Consider the following 18,166-nt stretch of genomic DNA (forward strand, 5'->3'; position numbering starts at 1 on the left):
CGGCTACTCGACCCGGCCGGAGAAGGAGACCGACGGGGTGCAGTGGCCGTGGTCGCCCGGGTTCTGGCAGCTGACCGCGAGCACGATCTTCTCCCCCGGCTGGAACCGCCAGGCTTGCAGCCAGTGGTGGTCGAGGTCGCGGAAGTTCGCGAGGCCGACCTCCAGCAGGACGTTCTTGGTGCCGCCGGAATCCCGCAGCAGGCGCAGGGTTCCGGCGTCGCCGCGCGGGTTCTGCAGCACCAGGTCGGTGATCACCAGCGTCTTGCTCTCGTCCGGCATGGTGTAGGGGAACTCGGCGAACCGGTTGACGTTCGCGTCGATCTTCGCGTCCGCGGCCACCCGGAAGTCCGTCGGCGTCCCGTCGGCCGCGGCGGTCGAGACGCGGGGCGGCGGTGTCCCGGGACCGCCGCCGGGGCCCGCCGGGGCGGCGCCCGGCGGGGTCAGGCCGACGGCCTTCATCGCCTGTTCGGAGTTCTGCTTGGCCTGGTCGGCGTTCTTCTTCGCCTGATCGGCCCCGGTACCGGCGTCCTGCGCGGCCTTCACGATTTCCTGGTTCTGTTCCTGGGCGGCCTCGCGGGCGGCCGACTTCACCGCGGGCCGCAGCACGGTGAACCACAGCGTCACGAGGGCGAGCAGCAGGACGAGGAGTGCGGCGAGCGCGGGCAGCAGCCACTTCGGCAGCAGCTGCCGCTGCACCATGGTGCCTTCGGTCTTGAGCGGCTCGGCCCCGTCGGCGACGACGAACACCTGGAAGCGGTGCCGGACGGCCTGCCCCCGCAGGAACCGCTTCCGCGGCCGGGTGCGCATCCGGACGAACGCCGCCGTGCCCGGCGCCAGGTCGGCCCGGTTCCGCTCGAGCCGGAAGTCCAGCTCGTCCTCCGGGTCGAGCGGGCTCAGTTCCACCGTCACCGGCCGGTTGCCGTGGTTGTCGACGGCGACCTCGAAGTCGGCCTTGGAACTGCCCTCCACCTTGGCCGGCACCAGCTCGGCGGTCACCTCGGTGAAGGCGCCGACCTCGACGGTGCCCTCCTCGACGACCGAGCCGGCGGGGTCCTCGCTCGAGAACACCCGGACGCCGAACGGGATCGCCCCGGCGGGGACGTCGGAGGACCGCGGCGGCGCGAACCGCACGGTGACCGTCCCCGTCTCCCCCGGCATGAGGTTGACCGTCGCCGGTTCCGCGGTGGCCCAGCCACTCACGGCCCCGACCACGTCGATCGTGAACTGGTCGACGACCTGCCCGGCGTTCCGGATGGTCACCGAGCAGCTCGTCTCCTCGCCCGGTACCGCGGCCAGGCCGGCCTCGGACAGCGTCGCCGTTGCTCCCATGCCCGGAAGTCTCCGCTCCCGGCCGCGGGTCCGGCACCAGCGGACGGGTGTGCGGCCGTGCGCCGGTGGTTGCCCGTACGGGCAGTGGTTCCGGCCCCGCTCCGGCCGGTCAGCCGCGGGTGATGAACGGCGGTTGTTCCGTGCGGAGCACCACCAGGATCGGGTTCGACTGCACCGTCCCGAACTTCGGGCCGCTCGCCGAGGTGACCGACAGCGTGCGCGGCCCGATCAGGTCGTGGTGGAAGATCAGGAACTGCGCCTCGAACTTCCCGTCCACGCCCACGGTGACCAGTCCCGGTGTCTCGGAGATGCCCGCCGACCAGGCCAGCCGGACCGTCGCGCCCGGCGGGAAGTCCGTGCCCGTCACGCGCGGGACGAAGCCCAGCGGGCCGACGCCCGGATCCACCGTCACCACCGGCTGCCGGATCACCACGCGCGCACTCGCCGTGTTGTCCCTCGTGTCGGAGTCCGGTCCGCTCGTGCCGACCGTGCCGGACACCGGCGCGTCGACGGCGGCCTTGGCCGCCAGCGAGATCCGGACCTCGACGGTCTGGCCGGGGGCCAGCGTCCCGAGCGCACAGCTGCCGCCACCGGGCGCGCACCCCGGCGAAACCGACGTCGCGGGCAGCTGCGGCGGCAGCTGGGTGACCAGGCGGACGGCCGGCATCGGTGCCCCGGAACCGTTGTGCACCAGGAAGGTCAGCACGACGTCGTCGCCGCCGGTGAACAGCGGCACCGCCGACACCGCCAGCCCCACCGACAACGACCCCGGGGTGATCGGGGGCAGCGGCTTGTCGGCGACGGTGACGACGGCCGTGGCGGAGTCGTCCCGCGCGTCGGCGTCCCGGCCCGTCGTGGTGACCGTGCCGGTCGCGGCCTGCGGCCCGGCGGTGACCCCGGCGGCGCTGAACCGCACCCGCGCCTGGCCACCGGGCGCGAGCGCGCCGAAGGTGCAGACCAGGTCCGGCGTGCAGGTGCCGGCAGTGGTGATCGGCGCCTGCGGCCGCAGCCCGGCGGTCAGCCGAACGAACAGCCCGACCCCGGGCGACGCGGCGGCCCCGTGGTTGGTGACCACGAACTCGAACGTCGTGAGCCCGCCGAACGGGATCGTGGCCGGGACGGCGGTGGCGGTCACGCCGACGTCCGCGATCCGCTGGAACGCCGGTTGCGCGGCGCCGCCCGGTCCGGCGATCAGGGGCACGGGCGTGCCCCCGGCCGCGGGCACGACCTGGATGGCCGGCCGGGATTCGCCGCGCGCGCTGTCGAAGGCGACCAGTGTGCCGTCCGGTGACCAGGCCGGGTTGTCCACGGATCCGTCGTTCTGCACCAGGACCCGCCCGGGTCCGCCGTCGGCGGGCGCCACGCAGATCAACCGGTTGTCGTTCTGGAACGCGAGGGCGGCGCCGTCCGGCGAAACGTCCGCCGAGCCCTGCTCGCCGGCGCCGCACGGCGTCCCGAACGACGGCGAGAGGTCCCGCTGGGTTCCCGCGGCGACGCTGTCCGGCCCCGGGGTGAGCGCGACCTGCCACAGTTCCTGCCGGAACTCCCCGCCCGGGTCGACGGCCATGGCGGCGGTCTCGGTGGCGGTGCCGTTCCGCCCGGTCGCCGTGCACGTCACGGTGGTGGCACCGACCGGGAACAGGCTGCCGGACGACGGGGTGCAGAACGGCGTGAGCGGGGTTTCGAAGTCGGAGTCGATCGCGGTCGCCGGGTAGTCGATCACCGTCGGCGCGGTCCCGGTCACGGTCTTGTCGTGCACCGTGATCAGCGGCAGCCGCGGATCCTTGACCCGCACGGTGACGTCCTCGGTGTAGCCGGACCGGGCGGTGGGTTCGCCGTCCAGGCGGAAGTCCACCTCGCAGTGCAGGACCGAACCGATCGGCGCGGCCGGGGAAACCGTGACGGTTTCGGCGAAGTGGGCGTCGGTCCCGCCGGGTACCTGCTGCGACCCTTCGGGGCTGAAGGTCAGCGTCAGCCCCGAGTCGCAGTACGGCACCGGGAGCACCTTCACCGACAGGTCCCCGAGCCCCTTCACGACCGCGGCGCTGATGTCGGCCGCGTTCGTGCTCGGGGTCAGCACGCCGTCGGTGGCGGTCACCACCTGGGTCGCCTGGCCGCCCTGGCTGTCCAGGCCGCCGCCGGTGTTCGCGGCGGGTACCGCCACGACCCGGATGCCCTTCGCCTGCAGCTCCTTGATCGCGTCGGTGAGGTGCACACCCTTCGTGTGGTCCTTGTCGCCGCTCGGATCGTGGCTGGGCGCGTCGCCCACCAGCACGATGATCTTGCTGTTCTTCTCCTCGAAGCTGATGGCCCCGGTGGCGATCCGGTGCAGGGCGAAGATCCAGTCTTCTGGGGCGTCGATTCCGCCGCCGCCGGCGTTGATCCTGGTGAACGCATTTTCGACCGCGCCGAGGTCCGTCGTCAGACCCTGCTGGACCTGGAACGCCCGTCCGTTCGGATTGTCGGTGTCGGCCGGGTCGTCGCGGTCGCCGAACGCCGCCGCCGCGAACCGGGCGTTCGGCTGCTGCTTGGCCACCGTTTTCATGACGTCGTCCAGGTTGGCCTTCATCTGCGCGATCACCCCGCCCATCGACCCCGTCTGGTCCATGAGGAGCACGATGTCCGGGTTGGCCGGGACCCGGTCGGTCTGCACCGTCTTGGAGACCGAGCCCGAGGTGCCCTGGCCGACCGGCATATCGACCACCGACGGGTCCACTCTGGACGGTCCGGGCGGCACGGCACGGGCGGCCGCCCTGGTCAGTGTGATCTTGGTGCCGTCGGCCGACCACACCGGCTGCGAGTCCCGGGCCCGCAGGTACGGCGGCATCGGAATCTCGCCGAGGATCCGGCCGTCCGCGACCCGCGCGATCCGCACGGCGTCGACGCGGTGTTCGTTGCGGATGGTGGAGTAGGTGAACGCGATCATCGTGGCGTCCGGCGACCAGGCCGGGTGCTGCTCGCCCTTGGTTCCGTCCACCGGACCGGTCAGCGCGCGGGGAGCGCTGCCGTCGGCGTTCGCCACGAAGACCTCGGTGTCCGGGGACTCGCCGGTGCCGGCCTGGGTGTAGGCCAGCAGCGCGCCGTCTGCGGAGAACGCGGGATCGAACTCGTCGGTGTCCGGCCGGTCGGTGATGTCCCGGCGGTCGCCGCCGGTGGCGTCGGAGCTCCAGATGTCGGTGGTGTCGCCCGAGCGCAGCTCGGTGAACACCGGCCGGCCGTTCGCGCGGAACGTCGGCTCGGTCTCGCCGGTGCCGGACAACGCCGAGATGATCGAGACCTTGCCGTCGGCGATCTGCTTGACGTCGCCGAGTGGGTCCTGCGCGTGCGTGGTGAACGCCAGCCGGGCGCCGTCGCGCGACCACGCAGGCTCGGATGAATCGCCCGGGTCCGGGACCGCACGGGTGACCGCGCCGCCGGTTTCGGCCATCAGCACCACATCGCCCGCGGGGTGGAAGCGGGTCGTGGTGAACGCGATCCGCGCCGGCCCCCACGCGGGCTGGGTGTCCGCGGCCGGGTCGGCGGTCAGGCGCACCGGGGCTCCGCCGGTGAGCGGGACGGTGTAGATGTCCCCGGCCGGGTCGTCGCGCGTGCTGCTGAACGCCAGGCGCGTGCCGTCGGGCGACCAGCTCGGCGAGTCGTCGGCGGCGGGGCCGGAGGTGACCTGACGCAGGCCGCGGCCGTCCACGCCGATCACGAAGAGCTTCCTGCTGCCGGTGCGTTCCGAGGCGAACGCGACCGAACGGCCGTCGGGCGAAAGCGCCGGGTGGGTGTCGACGGCGTCGTCGTCGGTCAGCCGTACCGGAGCCTTGGCGCCGTCACGGAAGGAGAACAGCTCGCCGTCGCGTTCGGCGCCGCCGGGGGAAGCGGGGCGGTGGCTCACCCACACGAGGACGCCGTCGCCCGCGGACGCGTCGGAGTCGACGTTCCCGATGCCGCTCGGCAGCGCCGCCACCGGGCCTTCCCCGGTCGCCTCGGCCAGGCCGGTGGTGGCCGCGCTGACGTACCCGACGCGGTACGGCGCCGCCACCGGTGCGGGCGCCTGCGCCGCGGTCGGCGAAAGTGCTCCGCCGATCGCCCAGCCGCCGAGCACCGCGACGACCGCGCTGCCCGCCACCACTCGGTTCGCGCGCATGGTCGGTCCTCCCCAAACTGTCGGTGACTCAGCCGGCCTCGAACAGCTCGATCTCGGAGATCGCGACGTCCGTGCCGTTGAGCGAGCGGTGCAACCCGACCACGTGCAGCTCGACGCCGGTCGCGCCCGCGCTGTTCTCGATCGGGACTTCCTGGGCGTCCGGCGTGTCGGCCAGCACCATGTCGTAGGTCTTGCCGGTGGAGAACACGAGGTGCAGCTTCTGCGGCCGGTGCGCGGCCTGGAAGTTCGCCGCGTCGCCGGAGTAGACGATCGCCTTCCGCAGGTCCGCCGGGTGGTCGAAGGTGAACACCAGCGCCGGTTCCCGGTCGGTCGGGGCGGCCCAGAACGTGTTCTTGGCGTTGTCGGTGACCAGCGGCGCCGCGTGCCCGGCCGCCTGCGCGGTCGCGGTCACCTTGACCGGGTGCACCGGGTTCAGCTTGGCCTCGAAGATCCCGGTCACCCGGCCCCACAGCCCGGCCCCCGCGGTGTTGATCGCGCCGCGGAACGGCTGGTAGAGCGCGTAGACCAGCGCCAAGAGCACCAGCATCACCGCGATCACCCGGCGGATCATCTTGCCGGCGGTCCGGCGCGCGGCCCCGGCCCGGCCGGTCCGGCGGCGGACGCCGTCCTTGCCCGGCCGCGCCCCCGCCTTCAGCTCCTTCGGCTTGCGGCCGAACAGCCGTCGCCACCACGACGTCTCGACGACCTGGGACTCGGCCAGCGACGCGCCGCAGCGGCCGCAGAAGTTCCGGGTCGGCGCGTTGCCCTTGCCGCACCGGCCGCAGATCAGGTCCCCGGGGGTGAGGACGTCTTCTTCGACGGTCTGCCGCACCGGCTGCCGCACCGGGGCGAGCGGCTCGGCGGGCTGCACGACCTGCTGCCGCGCCACCGGCTGCGCCGCCGGGGCGGCCACCGGTCCGTCGTCGTCCCACTTCAGGTACCGGCCGCATTCGCCGCAGAACTCGACTTCGGCGGGACCCTGGTGCCCGCACTCCGCGTAGGTGACCATCCGCTAGCCCTCCAGCACTTCGACCGTGACCCGCACGTGGGCGGGCACCGCGTCCACCACCGTCGCCGTCAGCCGGCGCACGTCGATCCGGGCCGGGTCGGGCACCCGCACCTGCACCCGTACCCAGGGCGGCCCCGGGTCCGGCAGCGGTGCCCCCGGCTGCGGCGATGCGACGACACCGCCGCTGTCGGTCACCTCGACCGCGCCACCGGTCAGCAGCCCGACGTGCTCGGCGAGGCCACGCCGCGTCCCGCGCCACCGGTGCAGTTCGACCGAGCGCGTCACCAGCTGCCGCAGCTGCGCCGGGCTCCAGCTTTCGTCGACGCGCAGCGCGACCCAGTGCGCCAGCCAGCCGGCGAAGTCCTCCGGGGCCACCCCCGGGTCGAGGTAGCCCGCGAAGTTGTCCAAAGTGGACAGGACGGGCGCGAGGACCTCGTCGAGCGCGCCGGTGAAGCCCTGCACGAACCGGTCCTCGGCGTACACCGCGGGCAGCTGCTCCCCGATCGGGTGCGGGCTCGGCAGCCCACGGATTCCCGTCCTCATGCGCCCGCCTCCCGGACCCGGAGCTGGTGCCCGAACGAGAAGGCGAGCGCGTTCGGCGGCAGGTCGAGCCGGTCGACCTGATCGCCGCGTTCGCGCGTGATCGGATTCGCGGCGAACAGGCGCACGTCCTCCACCAGCTCGACGCCGGGAAGCCGTTGCAGCACCGCGAACACCTCACCCGACTGCACCGGGCGCCCGAAGGGCCAGCCTTCGCCGTCCGGGCCGCCGCTGATCGGGTTGAAGTAGTCGTACAGGGCCTGGGTCGCCCGGGCGCCGAGCGTGCCGGCCGCCGTCCGGCGCCGGGCACGCAGCCGCGCGACCACCGTGATCCCCTGGTAGAAGGGCGGTTCCACGGACACGAGCGCGCCCACGCAGCGTCGCTCGTCGAGGTACCGCTCGATCCGGGCGCGCATGCCGGCATCGAGCATCAAGGTCGCGAAGGCCAGCTCGCCGGTGTCGGGCACCGCGGGCACGACGAGGACCCGGATCGCGCCGGTCTCGCGGCCGTCGGCGCCGTGCGCCGCGATGCACCGCACCCGGGCCGCTTCCGGCGCCGCTTCGCGCGCGAGCTGCTCGTAGTCCTCGGCCGTGACCGCGCGGTCGCGGGTGCGCAGCAGCAGCGGGCCGCGGACCGCCGCGTCCCGCACCGATTCGCCGTCCACCCCACCGATCGCGGGACGGCGGTTCACCACGCTGCTCACGAACGGGATCGGGTCCCGTTGCACCTCGAGGACTTCGCGGGCGACGTTGCCGCGCCGGCCGCCCCCGGACCGGTATTCGGGCACGCGGATCGCGGCGGACTTGGCCGGGAAGGCCCCGTAGTACCGGAGACCGCCCTCGGGCTGGCGCACCGCCGGGCCGAACGCGACCTGCCCGAGGGCCCGGTCGAGCACGACGTGCCGGTCGTCCGGGCCGGAGTCGGCGAACGACCGGACCTCCGTCCACTGCTGCCAGCCGTCCGGGCCGGAGACCTCGACGACCAGTTCGCCGTCCCCGACGACCACCGGGGGACGGCCGAGCGGGAACCGCTGGCCCGGCGTGCCGTCGGACGTCCCGACGACCTCGTTGCGGATGATCTCGGCGTGCACGGCGCCGACCGTGCCGCCGATGGTCGAGGCCTCGACCGCGTGCAGCCGCGGCGACCGCTGGTAGAACGGCTGGTTCTGCCTGGCTTCGACCAGGCGGCACCGCAGCCAGCCGGCCCGGCGGCGGGCGAGCACCGACATCGTGTGCCCGGGCGGGACGTGCACCACGATGTCGCCGGCCCGGTTGAGCGCGCCGGTGCTGTCCCGGTCGACCTCACAGGCCGCCCAGCCGGTGCCGTCCCAGGCCTCCCACAGCCACGGCGGGTCGCGCGGGTCGACGCCCTGGCCCTCGACCTCGCAGTTCATCCGCAGCAGCACCGCACAGCCGGGGACGGCGTCCGACAGCCCGAAGCAGACTGCGTCACCGGGGGCCGGGGTCTCGGTGAAGGCGGCGGGGCCGCCGCCGACGAGCAGGTCGTCGGTGCGGTCGACCGGCGGCACGCCGGTGTCGGACGTGCTGGTCGCCAGGTGCGCGAACGAGCACGGCACGATGTCGAGCGTGCGTTCCACGGTGAAGACCACCGGGTCCTCCACCTCGTTGCGCACGCTCGCGACCTGCTTGCCGGCCGCGACGACCACCGGGACGTCGCGGGCGGCCGAGAGCCAGAACGTCACGTCCGTCCGCGCGGCGGCGGGCGGGAACAGGCGGACCCCGATCAGGTCGAGGAAGCGCAGGTAGTGCAGGTCGGGCACCCGGTTGAGCCGGTAGAGCAGCTGGTCGACCATCTGCGCGAACGTCTCGATCAGCGTGACGCCGGGGTCGGAGACGTTGTGGTCCGTCCACTCCGGACAGTTGCGCTGGACCAGGTACTTGGCCTCGTCGACCAGGTCCTGGAACCGGCGGTCGTCGAGGTTGGGCATCGGCAGGGACATCACGCACCGTCCGCTTGGGAATCGAGCGCGGCGGACTCGTGCGGTGGGATGACGTAGAACGGGAAGACGAGGTTGCGCGGGTCGTTGGTGCCGCGCAGGCTGTAGCGGATGTCGATCAGCAGGGTCCCGCGGTCGGCCTCGTCGAAGCTGACGACGACGTCGTCGAGGGTGATCCGCGGCTCCCAGCGCTCCAGCGAGGTGCGGACCTCGTAGGCGATCTGCCCGGCGGTCGCCGCGTCGGCGGGCGCGAACACGAGGTCGTGCACCGCGCAGCCGAATTCGGGGCGCATCGGCCGCTCACCCGGCGAGGTCGCGAGGATCAGCCGGATGCTCTCGACGACCTCGCGCTCGCCGCCGACCAGCGCGATCGAGCCGGTCGCGTCCGTGTGCAGCGGGAACGCCAGTCCCCGGCCGAGGAAGTCTTTCCCGGTCACCGTCACGTCAGCCTCCGATCAGGACGGTCGGGCAGCCCATGACGATCGGCGCGCCGCAGGTGGCCATGTCGCCCATCCGGGCGGCCGGCATGCCGCCGACCAGCACCGTCGGGCAGCCCGGCGGCGCGATCGGCGTCGGCGGGTGCACCGCGGGCGGCGGGAACGAGCACGTGTGCAGCGTCCCGACGTTCGCGGCGGGCATCCCGCCGATCAGCACGGTCGGCACGCCGGGCCCGGCGATGACGCCCGGGTGCCCGGTCGGGTCGCCGACCCTCGCGGCTGGTGGCATGTCGCTCCCCCGTCAGTTGATCTTGACCACGCTGCCGCGCACGGTGACGACACCGCTGGCGGTCAGCTCCGTCTGGCCCTGGCCGGCGACCGAAACCGTGGCGCCCTCGACCTTCACACCCGCCGTGCCGTTCAGCTTGAGCTGGCTGCTCGCCTCGATGCTGGCGTCGGTCTGGGACTTCACGGACACCTTCTGGCCCTTGAGCTCCAGCGGCCCGCTCCCGGCGTCGATGCTGACGCCGTTCTGGGCCTTGACCGTGACGCTCTTGCCGCTGGTCACCTCGATGACCTGGTTCTTCTGGTCGATCTTGACCACGAACTTCGCGTCCCCGGAGGACAGGATGATGCCGTCGTCCTCGGCGAACTCCAGTTTGTGGCCCTTCCGCGAGACGAACCCGCGCAGAGCCACTTTCCCGCTGTTGCCGTCGACGACCGGCTTGGTGAACTTCGATGGCGCCGTATCCTTGCTGTTGTAGAGGCCGCCGAGCACGTAGGGCGCTTCGAAGTCGCCGTGTTCGAAGCCCACCAGGACCTCGTCACCGACTTCGGGCAGCACCAGCGCGCCGCGGTCCTTGCCCGCACCCGCCTGGACCGTGCGTGCCCAGGTGCTCGTGAACTCCTTGTCCAGCCACGGGAACGTGAGCTTGACGCGGCCGAGCTTCGCCGGGTCCTTGAGGTCGGTCACCTGCGCGGGGACGACACCCGGCCACGACGAGTTCTTCGCCCCGCCGGCGACCAGGCCGTACAGCGAGCGTTCCTGGCGCCCTGACACGGCGAACTCGGTGGTGTAGCCGACCTCCTCGTTGAACAGGTGGCGGGTGCTGGTCAGCGTGTACTTGCCCGAGAACGGCTGGCCGACGCCGGTGAGCGTGACGGCGGTGCCGGCGCGCAGCTTCGGGTTGCCCTTCGCGACGCCGTCGAGTTCGGTGCAGGCGCCCCCGAACCGGTCGGCCAGCGCCTTGGCGGTCGCGTCCGCCTCGCCCTGGGTGCGCCGGGGTGCGGCGGCGTCGAGGAAGGGCGGGCTCGCGAACTTCCCGGCCAGCGCGACCGGATCCACCCCCGGCACGTCCGTGCCCGCGTTCTTCGGGGTCGCGGTGGCGGTGATCGGCTGCTTGTTCTCGTAGTCCCAGCCGTTGACCCGCACCTCGGGGACCTGCTCGGCCGCGGTGACGCTGGCGCGCAGGCTCAGCAGCGTCCCGTGGGCTTCGAGGACCAGCGGGTCGGCGGTCGCCTTGGTGCTCGTGGAGGGCGCGCCGGACGGCTTCTCCGGCAGCTCGAAGTTCAGCTTCCCGTCCCGGACGGCGATCTGCGCGCCGACCGCGTCGGCCAGCCGGGACAGGAACTCCCAGTCGCTGACGTTGTCCTGGCTCAGCTGGGTGTTCGGCCGGCCGCCGAAGCCCTTGACGTCGTCGATCTTCCCGGTGGGCAGGTTCGCGCGCCGGGCGACTTTGCGCACCACGTCCGCGATCGTCATGTTCGGGTACGCCGCGACCCGGCGGCCGCGGAACAGCCGGTGCGCGTGGTCGTACCCGCGGACCTCGGTGAAGGTGCCGTGCGGGTCCAGGTCGACGGCGACCGCGGTGACCTCGCCCGAGAGCAGGTCCTGCGGGGCTTCGGGGTCGGACGTCTGGACCTTGAGCTTGATCTTCGCCCCGACCTTGAACTTGCCCTTCTCCAGCACGACCGCGCCGGGGTCGCGGAAGCGCAGCACGAAGGTGTCCGGCAGGTTCCGGCTGTCGTCGACGTAGGCGTAGCCGAGCATCACCCGGACATCGTCGGGCAGCGCGGTGCCTTCGACTTCGACGACGAGGGTGTTCGTGAAGGTCTCGTTAGCCATCGAGCTCCTCCAGCGCGGGCACCAGGAGCCGGGTGCCGGGCCGCAGCCGCATCGGGTCGTCGATGTCGTTGGCGTCGGCGATCGCACGCCACTTGCCGGCGTCGCCGTAGGCGCGGAACGCCACCGAGGCCAGCGAGTCCCCGGCGACGAGCACGTGCGTGTCCCGCGCGGCGAGCGCGCCGGACGTCGGGTTCTGGCCGCCCAGCTCGCCCGAGATCTCTTCCAGGTTCACCGTGCAGATCGCCCGCACCGGCGTCCCCGACGGCGTGAACAGCGTGTACTTCGCGGTGACGGAGGCGACGTAGGCCGGGAACCCGGTCATGCCGCCCCACTTGAAGATCACCCACGGCGGCGAGGGCTTTTTGTGCTGGCGGCTGTCCTCGGTGGCCACGCAGCAGGTGAACAGCTGCTCGACCTTCTTGACGACGGCGTCGTTCATCTTGTCGGTGGCGTCGAGGAACATCTCCAGCGCGAGCTTCGCCGGATCGGACCCCTTGAACTGCGGCGGCGCGCTCTTCTTGGCGTTGGGCTGGGCGTCCCGGCCCCATTTGGCGTTCTTGCTGACCGAGAACTCCTTGGGGTTGAACTGGAACTCGATGTCGAACATCCAGTCGCCGGGCGGCTGCCCGGTCCCGCCGGACTGCGGCGGCTTGTGGACTTTCAGCACCGCGCGCTGGAGATTGCTGGGCGCGCCTGAGCTGTAGGCCGCCGTGGACTGGGAGCCGGCCGAGGTGAAGGTGACGGGCGAGGGCATCTGTCAGCCCTTCTTCGCCGGGCTGAGGAAGCCGTGGTGGGCCAGTTCGAGGGTCTCGGTGGCGACCTTGGGCGAGTCGGGCGAGAGCTGCGGCCCGCTCCACCGCACCGGGACGACGCCTTCGAGGGCCCAGCTGGCGATCACCTTGCCTTCGAGGGTGCGCGCCTCGATGGTGGCGGTCTTGCGTTCGATCCCGCTGGCCAGGCTGGCGAACCATTTGGTGATCTGCGAGCTGGCCTCGGTGACCGGGCGCGAAAGCTTGATGTTCGAGTACTTGATCCGGGTCGGCAGCTGCCAGACCATGCCGTTGTTGCCGCCCTCTTCCCGCTGTTCCATGACGAATTCGCAACCGAGCCCGTCGCAGCTGGAGAACGCGCCGAGGTTGCCGAGGTTCTTGTCGTCCAGCTTGACGACGTAGCACACGGCGACGGCCTCTTCGGTGTCCGGCATCGGCGCTCCTCCTTCAGTGCGGGCGATCGGTGAGCGCGCCCCGGCGCTCCCGGTCGAGACGGAGTTCGGTCTTGAGGCGGCGCAGCAGCGGATCGAACAGCTTCTTGACGAGCTCTTCGGTTTCCGGCGGCTGCTGGTGCGGAACCGCGGCCGGCGCGGACGCGGGTGCCGGTGCGGGTGCGGCGGCCGGTTCCGGATCGCGCTGGACGACCGGCGCGGGAGGCGGCGGCGGGTCCGGTGTGGACGGTCGGACCGGGTCGGCGATCCTCGCGACGGGCAGTGCTTCGGTCGCGCGGAAGGCCAGTTCGGCGTGCCGTGCCGGGACGTCGACGGCGTGCGAGAGCGAGGTGGCCGGATTCCCGATGGCCCGAGTCACGGGGAGTGCCGGGATTTCGGCCGCTCGTGCCACCGGGAGCGGCGGCATCGCGGGCGCCACGCCATCAACGGCAGGGGCGGCCGAGAGCTGCGCGGTGGCTCCCGCCATCGGGGCGGGCGCCCCTTGCGGGGTTCGCGCGACCGGGAGGGGCGTGGTTCCGATGGTGTGTGCCGTCGGGAGTGGTGTGGGGGCGAAGTCTTCGGGGGATCTTGCCACCGGGAGCGAGGACATCGCCGTTCCCGCCGTCGAGGCTGCCGGGCCTTCGAGGGACCGTGCCACGGGGAGCAGCGGCACGGCAGTTCCTGCCATCGAGGTCGCCGGGCCTTCGACCGACCGAGCCACCGGGAGCAGCGGCACCGCGGCTCCCGCCATCGGACTCGCCGCTCCCTCGACCGACCGAGCCACCGGCAACGACCCGGCACCTGCCGTCGAGTTCGCCGAGCCTTCAGCGGACCGGGCCACCGGAAGCAGCGGCACCGCAGCTCTTGCCATCGGACTCGCCGAGCCTTCAGCGGACCGGGCCACCGGAAGCAGCGGCACCGCAGCTCTTGCCATCGGACTCGCCGCCCCCTCGAGGGACCCAGCCACCGGTGACGACCCGGTACCTGCTGTCGAGCCTTCGAACACCCCAGCCACCGGGAGCAGCCCGTCGATGGCGCGAGCCACCGGGAGCGGAACACTCTGCGGCGCGTCTGTCGTCGCGGCAGGTGAATCCTCGGCGGCCCGGGCGACCGGAAGGGGCGAACTCTCGCTCGTCCGTGTCACCGGAAGGGATGCGGCCTCTGCCGCGCTCGTCACCGGGAGCGCCGGAGTCTCGAGGGCGCGTGTCACCGGAATCGGTGATTCCTCCGCCGCTCGTGCCACGGAGAGTCCCGAGGCCTCGGCCGCCCGCAGCAGCGGAAGCGGCGGCACCGGGCGCGCCGGGGTCTCGACAGGCCGCAACACCGGCAGCGGCGATCCCGACGCGGCGGAAGGTGCCGGGGACTCGACCATCCGGGACACCGGCACCGGTGACTCATCGGCCACAGGTGCCGCGGAAAGCGCCGAACTGCCTTCCGTTCCCGGCAACGGAAGCGTCGCAGTCCCGACCGTTCGCGCCATCGGCAGCGGCGAATCCTGCGCACCCGGCGCCACCGGGTTCCCGGCCGCCCCTGGCACCTGCCGCGGAGAATCCTGCGCGGCTGGTCCCACCGGCAACGCCGGGGTTTCGATCGCTCGCGCCACCGGCAGCGACGGCTCACGCGCCGCCGACCCCACCGGCACCAGCGGCTCGGCCGCCGGTCGCGAGGTCTCCGCCGCCCGCGACAGAGCCGAATCCGGCACCCTCGACACCGTCAAGGTCTCAGCCGCGCGGGACACCGGCAAAGGTGACTCCTGAGCAGTCGGTACGACAGGAAGCGCCTCGCCCGCCCTCGGCACCTGAGGCAGCGACTCCTCCACCCCTCGTGTCAGCGAAACCCCCGCCGACTCAGCGGCGCCCAGCACCGGAAGCGAAGCACCTTCGACAGCTCGCGAGACCGAAACCGACGAGCCCTCCCCCGTTCGCACGACCGGGTCCTCGCTGCTCCGCGCCACCGGCAAGGACGGGGAAACGCTCGTCGAGCCGCCCGGTGTCCCGGGCGGCTCCGTGGTCCCGGAGCGGATCTCCGGGGTGTCGAACGGGCGAAAGGTGTTCACCGGCGGCGAACCGGTCGTCCGCGATACCGGCTCAGCTGGTGCCCCCGAAGCGCTCGAGACCGGCGCAACGTCGTCCGCGAGCCGCGACACCGGAAGCGGCGGGTTCGACTCCGGCAGCATCGGCGCGCCGAGTCCGAGCCGCCGTGGTGCTGCCTGCTCGGTCCGCTGGACGAGCGGCAACTCGGGCCGCGCCGGCTCAGCCGGGGCCGGGGGTTGGGGTGCCGGGGGTTCCGGCGCCGCCACCGGGACCACCGGGGTGGCGCCGGCCGCCGGAGTGTCCACAGGGGACGGCTCCGCGATCGCCTGGAGGGTCCGCACCGGCGGGCCGCTCTCGGCCGCCGCGGACGTCAGCGGCGGCATGGTCTCGCGTGCGGTGACGACCGGCAACACCAGCGGCAGGTCCCCCGGTTCCCCGGTGGCGCCGGTCCGCTGCACCGAGGCGCCGCGAAGCCGGGACGGCGGTCCCTGCTCAACCAGCGGCATGGGTGTCTCGGCGGGGCGCACCAGATCATCGATGAAGCCGGCGGGTTCCGCCGGGCCGACGCGGTGCCCGAGCGGCTCGAGGTAGCCGGGACTCTGCCAGGACGACAGCGTCGAGCTGAACCGCTGCACCGGGTTGACCAGCGGGTGCTCGGCCAGGACGCGCTGGATCGGCGCCACGCTCCGCCACTCCGCGCGCTTCACCGGCAGCGCGGCCGGCTCAGGCGCGGGCGGCGGGCTCGTCTCCTTCCTGCTCCACCACATTCCAGCGTCACCGTCCCTGGCTCATCCGGGTGTTGATCCGGGCGATCTCGGCGACGTAGGTCAACCGGTCGGGGTGTTCGAGGTCGAGGATGTCGTCGAGGGACCAGTGCAGGTGGTAGGCCACGTACGCGACTTCCTCGTGCAGCCGGTCGGCCGCGTACGTCACGATTCCCCCAGGCGGCCACCGGCGACGTCGACGACGAAGCCGTGACCGCACTCGGGGCAGGCGACGCCCGCCCTGGTGTGGCCCTCGCTGTTGACCCGGCGGTACATGTCCTGCAGGAACGCCAGGTCCGAGGCGAACAGGTTCTCGATGACCCCGGCGTGCACGTCGGTGATGTCGCCGATCCGGGTGACCACCCGGGCCAGCAGCACCACCGTGAGGAACGCCGAGTTCTCGCGCACCCGGTCGTCGCGCAGCGGGATCAGCTCGTCCCGCGCGGTGGCCAGCCGCATCACCCCGGAGTGGTGCACCTTGCCCTCGTCGTCGACGTACCCGCGGGGAAGCTCGAACGCGAACTCCGTCCGCAGCTTCGGCCGTTCCGCCCGGGACTCTCCCGCCACCGCGGAGGCGGGGGCCTCCGCGACCGGCGCCGACGCCATCACCCTGCGCATCGGCTCACTCGACTTCCATCTGCTCGTAGGTGACGACGAGCTTCTCGGTGAGCACGCTCGTGTCGCCGGCCTTCAGCGAACCGATCTCCAGGCTCTTCGGCCAGGCGTTGGTGAGCTTGTAGCGCTTGAGCGCGGTGCCTTCGTAGTCGTAGACGATGATGGCGCCGCCCTTGCGCGCCGTCGCCATCTTGCCGAAGTGCGCGTCCTTGACCCACTTCTCGAAGCTGTTGTCGTCGGTCAGGCCGCGGGTCAGCGTGACCTCGCCCGCCTTCGGACGGCCGGGCAGCTTCTTGATGACGTACTTGCCGTCCGCGGTGTTCTGCTTGAGCTCGATGACGTCCTGCTCCATCTTGAGGCCGGAGACCTCGGAGATCTGCTTGATCTGGACGCCGTCGATCTCGAGCCCGAAGGAGTGGCCTACCGCCTTGTCAAGATCGGGAAGTGCCATGTCGGAGTCCTTTCATCACTCGTTGACCAGGCTGGTGCCACCGGACATCTGAGCCAGCCGGAAGATCACGAACTCCGCCGGCTTCACCGGGGCGATGCCCACTTCGCAGATCACCTGGCCGAGGTCGATTCCCTCGGCGGGGTTGGTCTCCCGGTCGCACTTGACGAAGAAGGCTTCGTCCGGGGTGAGCCCGAACAACGCGCCCTTGCGCCACTCCATCACCAGGAACGCGCTGATCGTGCGCCGGATCCGCGCCCACAGCGCGTCGTCGTTCGGCTCGAACACGACCCACTGCGTGCCGCCGAGGATCGACTCCTCGAGGTAGTTGAACAGCCGCCGGACGTTCAGGTAGCGCCACGCCGGGTCGCTGGAGAGCGTCCGCGCGCCCCAGACCCGGATCCCCTTGCCGGAGAACGACCGCACGCAGTTGACGCCGATCGGGTTGAGCAGCTCCTGCTCCGCCTTCGTCAGGTGCGTCTCGAGCGCGAGCGCGCCGCGGACGACCTCGTTGGCCGGGGCCTTGTGGACGCCGCGGGTGGCGTCGGTGCGGGCCCACACGCCGGCCATGTGGCCGCTCGGCGGGAGGTACGTGTTGGTGCCCGAGGCGGGGTCGAGGACCTGGACCCACGGGTAGTACAGCGCGGCGTACTTCGAGTCGTATCCGGCCGCGTCCATCCGCCAGCTGCGGACTTCCTGCGGGTTGAGCGCCGGCGGCGGGTCGATGATCGCCATCCGGTCGCCCATCAGCTCGCAGTGCGCGATCATCGCGAGCTGCACGGCCTTGACCGTGTCGAGGTCGATCAGGTCGCGCTGGTAGGCGGCCATCAGGTCCGGCGCCGCGACCATGGTGATCTCGTCGATCGCCTCCAGGCCGCCGAACCCGGTCCGGTCGGCCACGTCGCCGACGTAGTCGTTCGCCGCGACCCGGCCCGGGACCGGCGGTGCCTCCGCCTCCTTCGGCGGTGCCGAGAGCACCGCGGTGCCCTTGTCGGGCTTGGTGACCGCGCCGCCGGTGGCGACCTCTTCGATCGTGATCAGGCCGGACTTCTCCCGCACCGCGGTGACGACGTTCTCCTTGGTGCGCTTGGTCGTCACGTTGTGCGTCTCGACGACCTTGCCGTCCTGCTTGACCAGCACGGTGAACCGGTCTTCGGCCGGGTTGTCGCCGCTCGGTTCGGCGACCTCGACGGTGATCTCGCCGCCCTGCTTGCCCTCCGGCAGTTCCTTGGCGACGAAGCGGTAGCCGCCGAGCACGGCCTGGCGGGCGGTGATCTGCTTCGGCGCGGCGCCGTTGTCCTGGGCGCGCGACCCGCCGATGCGGACGATGTAGCAGTTGGTGCCACCGTTGAGGAAGTAGCCGTAGACGGACTGGGCCAGGTAGCAGCCCTCGAGGAAGTCGCCGAAGGTCTGGGTGAACTGACCCCAGTTGGACACCAGCGTCGGGGTGTTGAAGGGACCGTCCGCCGCGAAGCCGACGAAGGCGGCGACGGCGGTACCCACGCCCTCGATCGGCCGTGCGCCCGCCTCGATCTCCTCGACGTACACCCCCGGCGTGAGATAGGTGGGCATGCG

Annotated in this window: 16 protein-coding genes; 1 reads left to right on the forward strand and 15 read right to left on the reverse strand. The window is 72.2% G+C overall.

The window, feature by feature from the left end:
* Positions 1-3 precede the first annotated feature (3 nt).
* The 11 genes from AB0F15_RS23015 to AB0F15_RS23065 form a co-directional block, all read right to left on the reverse strand.
* Entirely contained in the window at positions 4-1,329 is a 1,326-nt protein-coding gene (locus AB0F15_RS23015; protein ID WP_360273674.1) for a hypothetical protein, read from the reverse strand.
* 109 nt (positions 1,330-1,438) lie between these two features.
* Positions 1,439-5,461 carry a VWA domain-containing protein gene (locus AB0F15_RS23020; RefSeq protein WP_360273677.1) on the reverse strand — a complete coding sequence of 1,341 codons (4,023 nt, stop codon included), beginning with the start codon at positions 5,459-5,461 and terminating at the stop codon, positions 1,439-1,441.
* A 28-nt stretch (positions 5,462-5,489) separates the two neighbouring features.
* Positions 5,490-6,470 (reverse strand): zinc ribbon domain-containing protein, encoded by a 981-nt coding sequence (locus AB0F15_RS23025; RefSeq protein WP_360273680.1) that lies wholly within the window; start codon positions 6,468-6,470, stop codon positions 5,490-5,492.
* A gap of 3 nt (positions 6,471-6,473) precedes the next feature.
* Entirely contained in the window at positions 6,474-7,013 is a 540-nt protein-coding gene (locus tag AB0F15_RS23030; RefSeq protein WP_360273683.1) for a phage tail protein, read from the reverse strand.
* Positions 7,010-8,971, reverse strand: coding sequence for a putative baseplate assembly protein (locus AB0F15_RS23035; RefSeq protein ID WP_360273686.1), 1,962 nt, complete (start codon positions 8,969-8,971; stop codon positions 7,010-7,012). The genes AB0F15_RS23030 and AB0F15_RS23035 overlap by 4 nt, the downstream gene beginning before the upstream one ends.
* On the reverse strand, positions 8,971-9,405 hold the full coding sequence (locus tag AB0F15_RS23040; RefSeq protein ID WP_360273689.1) for a GPW/gp25 family protein: 435 nt from the start codon (positions 9,403-9,405) through the stop codon (positions 8,971-8,973). Before AB0F15_RS23040 ends, AB0F15_RS23035 begins: the two co-directional genes overlap by 1 nt.
* 7 nt (positions 9,406-9,412) lie before the next feature.
* Entirely contained in the window at positions 9,413-9,694 is a 282-nt protein-coding gene (locus AB0F15_RS23045; RefSeq protein WP_360273692.1) for a PAAR domain-containing protein, read from the reverse strand.
* Between the two features lie 12 nt (positions 9,695-9,706).
* Positions 9,707-11,530, reverse strand: coding sequence for a VgrG-related protein (locus tag AB0F15_RS23050; RefSeq protein ID WP_360273694.1), 1,824 nt, complete (start codon positions 11,528-11,530; stop codon positions 9,707-9,709).
* Positions 11,523-12,284 carry a LysM peptidoglycan-binding domain-containing protein gene (locus AB0F15_RS23055; RefSeq protein ID WP_360273697.1) on the reverse strand — a complete coding sequence of 254 codons (762 nt, stop codon included), beginning with the start codon at positions 12,282-12,284 and terminating at the stop codon, positions 11,523-11,525. The genes AB0F15_RS23050 and AB0F15_RS23055 overlap by 8 nt, the downstream gene beginning before the upstream one ends.
* A 3-nt stretch (positions 12,285-12,287) precedes the next feature.
* A complete protein-coding gene (locus AB0F15_RS23060) occupies positions 12,288-12,734 on the reverse strand; it encodes a phage tail protein (RefSeq protein ID WP_003098522.1) in 447 nt (148 codons plus the stop codon).
* Positions 12,735-12,747: 13 nt separating this feature from the next.
* Positions 12,748-13,110: a hypothetical protein gene (locus tag AB0F15_RS23065; protein WP_360273700.1), complete on the reverse strand. Its 363-nt coding sequence runs from the start codon at positions 13,108-13,110 to the stop codon at positions 12,748-12,750.
* Between the two features lie 652 nt (positions 13,111-13,762).
* Here AB0F15_RS23065 and AB0F15_RS23070 point away from each other — a divergent pair.
* The gene (locus tag AB0F15_RS23070; RefSeq protein ID WP_360273703.1) at positions 13,763-14,488 is read left to right on the forward strand and encodes a hypothetical protein; all 726 of its coding nucleotides are present in this window, start codon (positions 13,763-13,765) and stop codon (positions 14,486-14,488) included.
* A gap of 1,050 nt (positions 14,489-15,538) precedes the next feature.
* On the opposite strand, the gene AB0F15_RS23075 is transcribed toward AB0F15_RS23070, so the two are convergent.
* From AB0F15_RS23075 to AB0F15_RS23090, 4 genes are read right to left on the reverse strand one after another with little or no spacing between them, the layout of a single operon-like run.
* Positions 15,539-15,697: a DUF6760 family protein gene (locus tag AB0F15_RS23075; protein WP_003098516.1), complete on the reverse strand. Its 159-nt coding sequence runs from the start codon at positions 15,695-15,697 to the stop codon at positions 15,539-15,541.
* On the reverse strand, positions 15,694-16,146 hold the full coding sequence (locus AB0F15_RS23080) for a hypothetical protein (RefSeq protein ID WP_360273705.1): 453 nt from the start codon (positions 16,144-16,146) through the stop codon (positions 15,694-15,696). The genes AB0F15_RS23075 and AB0F15_RS23080 overlap by 4 nt, the downstream gene beginning before the upstream one ends.
* Before the next feature lie 4 nt (positions 16,147-16,150).
* Complete coding sequence (locus tag AB0F15_RS23085) at positions 16,151-16,594, reverse strand: phage tail protein (RefSeq protein WP_360273707.1); 444 nt, start codon at positions 16,592-16,594, stop codon at positions 16,151-16,153.
* 15 nt (positions 16,595-16,609) lie between these two features.
* Positions 16,610-18,163, reverse strand: coding sequence for a phage tail sheath subtilisin-like domain-containing protein (locus AB0F15_RS23090; protein WP_360273710.1), 1,554 nt, complete (start codon positions 18,161-18,163; stop codon positions 16,610-16,612).
* Positions 18,164-18,166: the final 3 nt, after the last annotated feature.

The sequence above is a fragment of the Amycolatopsis sp. NPDC026612 genome (assembly GCF_040638285.1).
Lineage (GTDB): Bacteria > Actinomycetota > Actinomycetes > Mycobacteriales > Pseudonocardiaceae > Amycolatopsis.

What these genes read in the sequence shown, in the direction of transcription:
- AB0F15_RS23055 (WP_360273697.1), bottom strand. Translation starts at nt 12,284, where the DNA reads ATGCCCTCGCCCGTCACCTTCACCTCGGCCGGCTCCCAGTCCACGGCG.
- AB0F15_RS23030 (WP_360273683.1), bottom strand. Translation starts at nt 7,013, where the DNA reads ATGAGGACGGGAATCCGTGGGCTGCCGAGCCCGCACCCGATCGGGGAG.
- AB0F15_RS23085 (WP_360273707.1), bottom strand. Translation starts at nt 16,594, where the DNA reads ATGGCACTTCCCGATCTTGACAAGGCGGTAGGCCACTCCTTCGGGCTC.
- AB0F15_RS23015 (WP_360273674.1), bottom strand. Translation starts at nt 1,329, where the DNA reads ATGGGAGCAACGGCGACGCTGTCCGAGGCCGGCCTGGCCGCGGTACCG.
- AB0F15_RS23045 (WP_360273692.1), bottom strand. Translation starts at nt 9,694, where the DNA reads ATGCCACCAGCCGCGAGGGTCGGCGACCCGACCGGGCACCCGGGCGTC.
- AB0F15_RS23050 (WP_360273694.1), bottom strand. Translation starts at nt 11,530, where the DNA reads ATGGCTAACGAGACCTTCACGAACACCCTCGTCGTCGAAGTCGAAGGC.
- AB0F15_RS23025 (WP_360273680.1), bottom strand. Translation starts at nt 6,470, where the DNA reads ATGGTCACCTACGCGGAGTGCGGGCACCAGGGTCCCGCCGAAGTCGAG.
- AB0F15_RS23020 (WP_360273677.1), bottom strand. Translation starts at nt 5,461, where the DNA reads ATGCGCGCGAACCGAGTGGTGGCGGGCAGCGCGGTCGTCGCGGTGCTC.
- AB0F15_RS23035 (WP_360273686.1), bottom strand. Translation starts at nt 8,971, where the DNA reads ATGTCCCTGCCGATGCCCAACCTCGACGACCGCCGGTTCCAGGACCTG.
- AB0F15_RS23060 (WP_003098522.1), bottom strand. Translation starts at nt 12,734, where the DNA reads ATGCCGGACACCGAAGAGGCCGTCGCCGTGTGCTACGTCGTCAAGCTG.
- AB0F15_RS23090 (WP_360273710.1), bottom strand. Translation starts at nt 18,163, where the DNA reads ATGCCCACCTATCTCACGCCGGGGGTGTACGTCGAGGAGATCGAGGCG.
- AB0F15_RS23080 (WP_360273705.1), bottom strand. Translation starts at nt 16,146, where the DNA reads ATGCGCAGGGTGATGGCGTCGGCGCCGGTCGCGGAGGCCCCCGCCTCC.
- AB0F15_RS23070 (WP_360273703.1), top strand. Translation starts at nt 13,763, where the DNA reads ATGGCGCGAGCCACCGGGAGCGGAACACTCTGCGGCGCGTCTGTCGTC.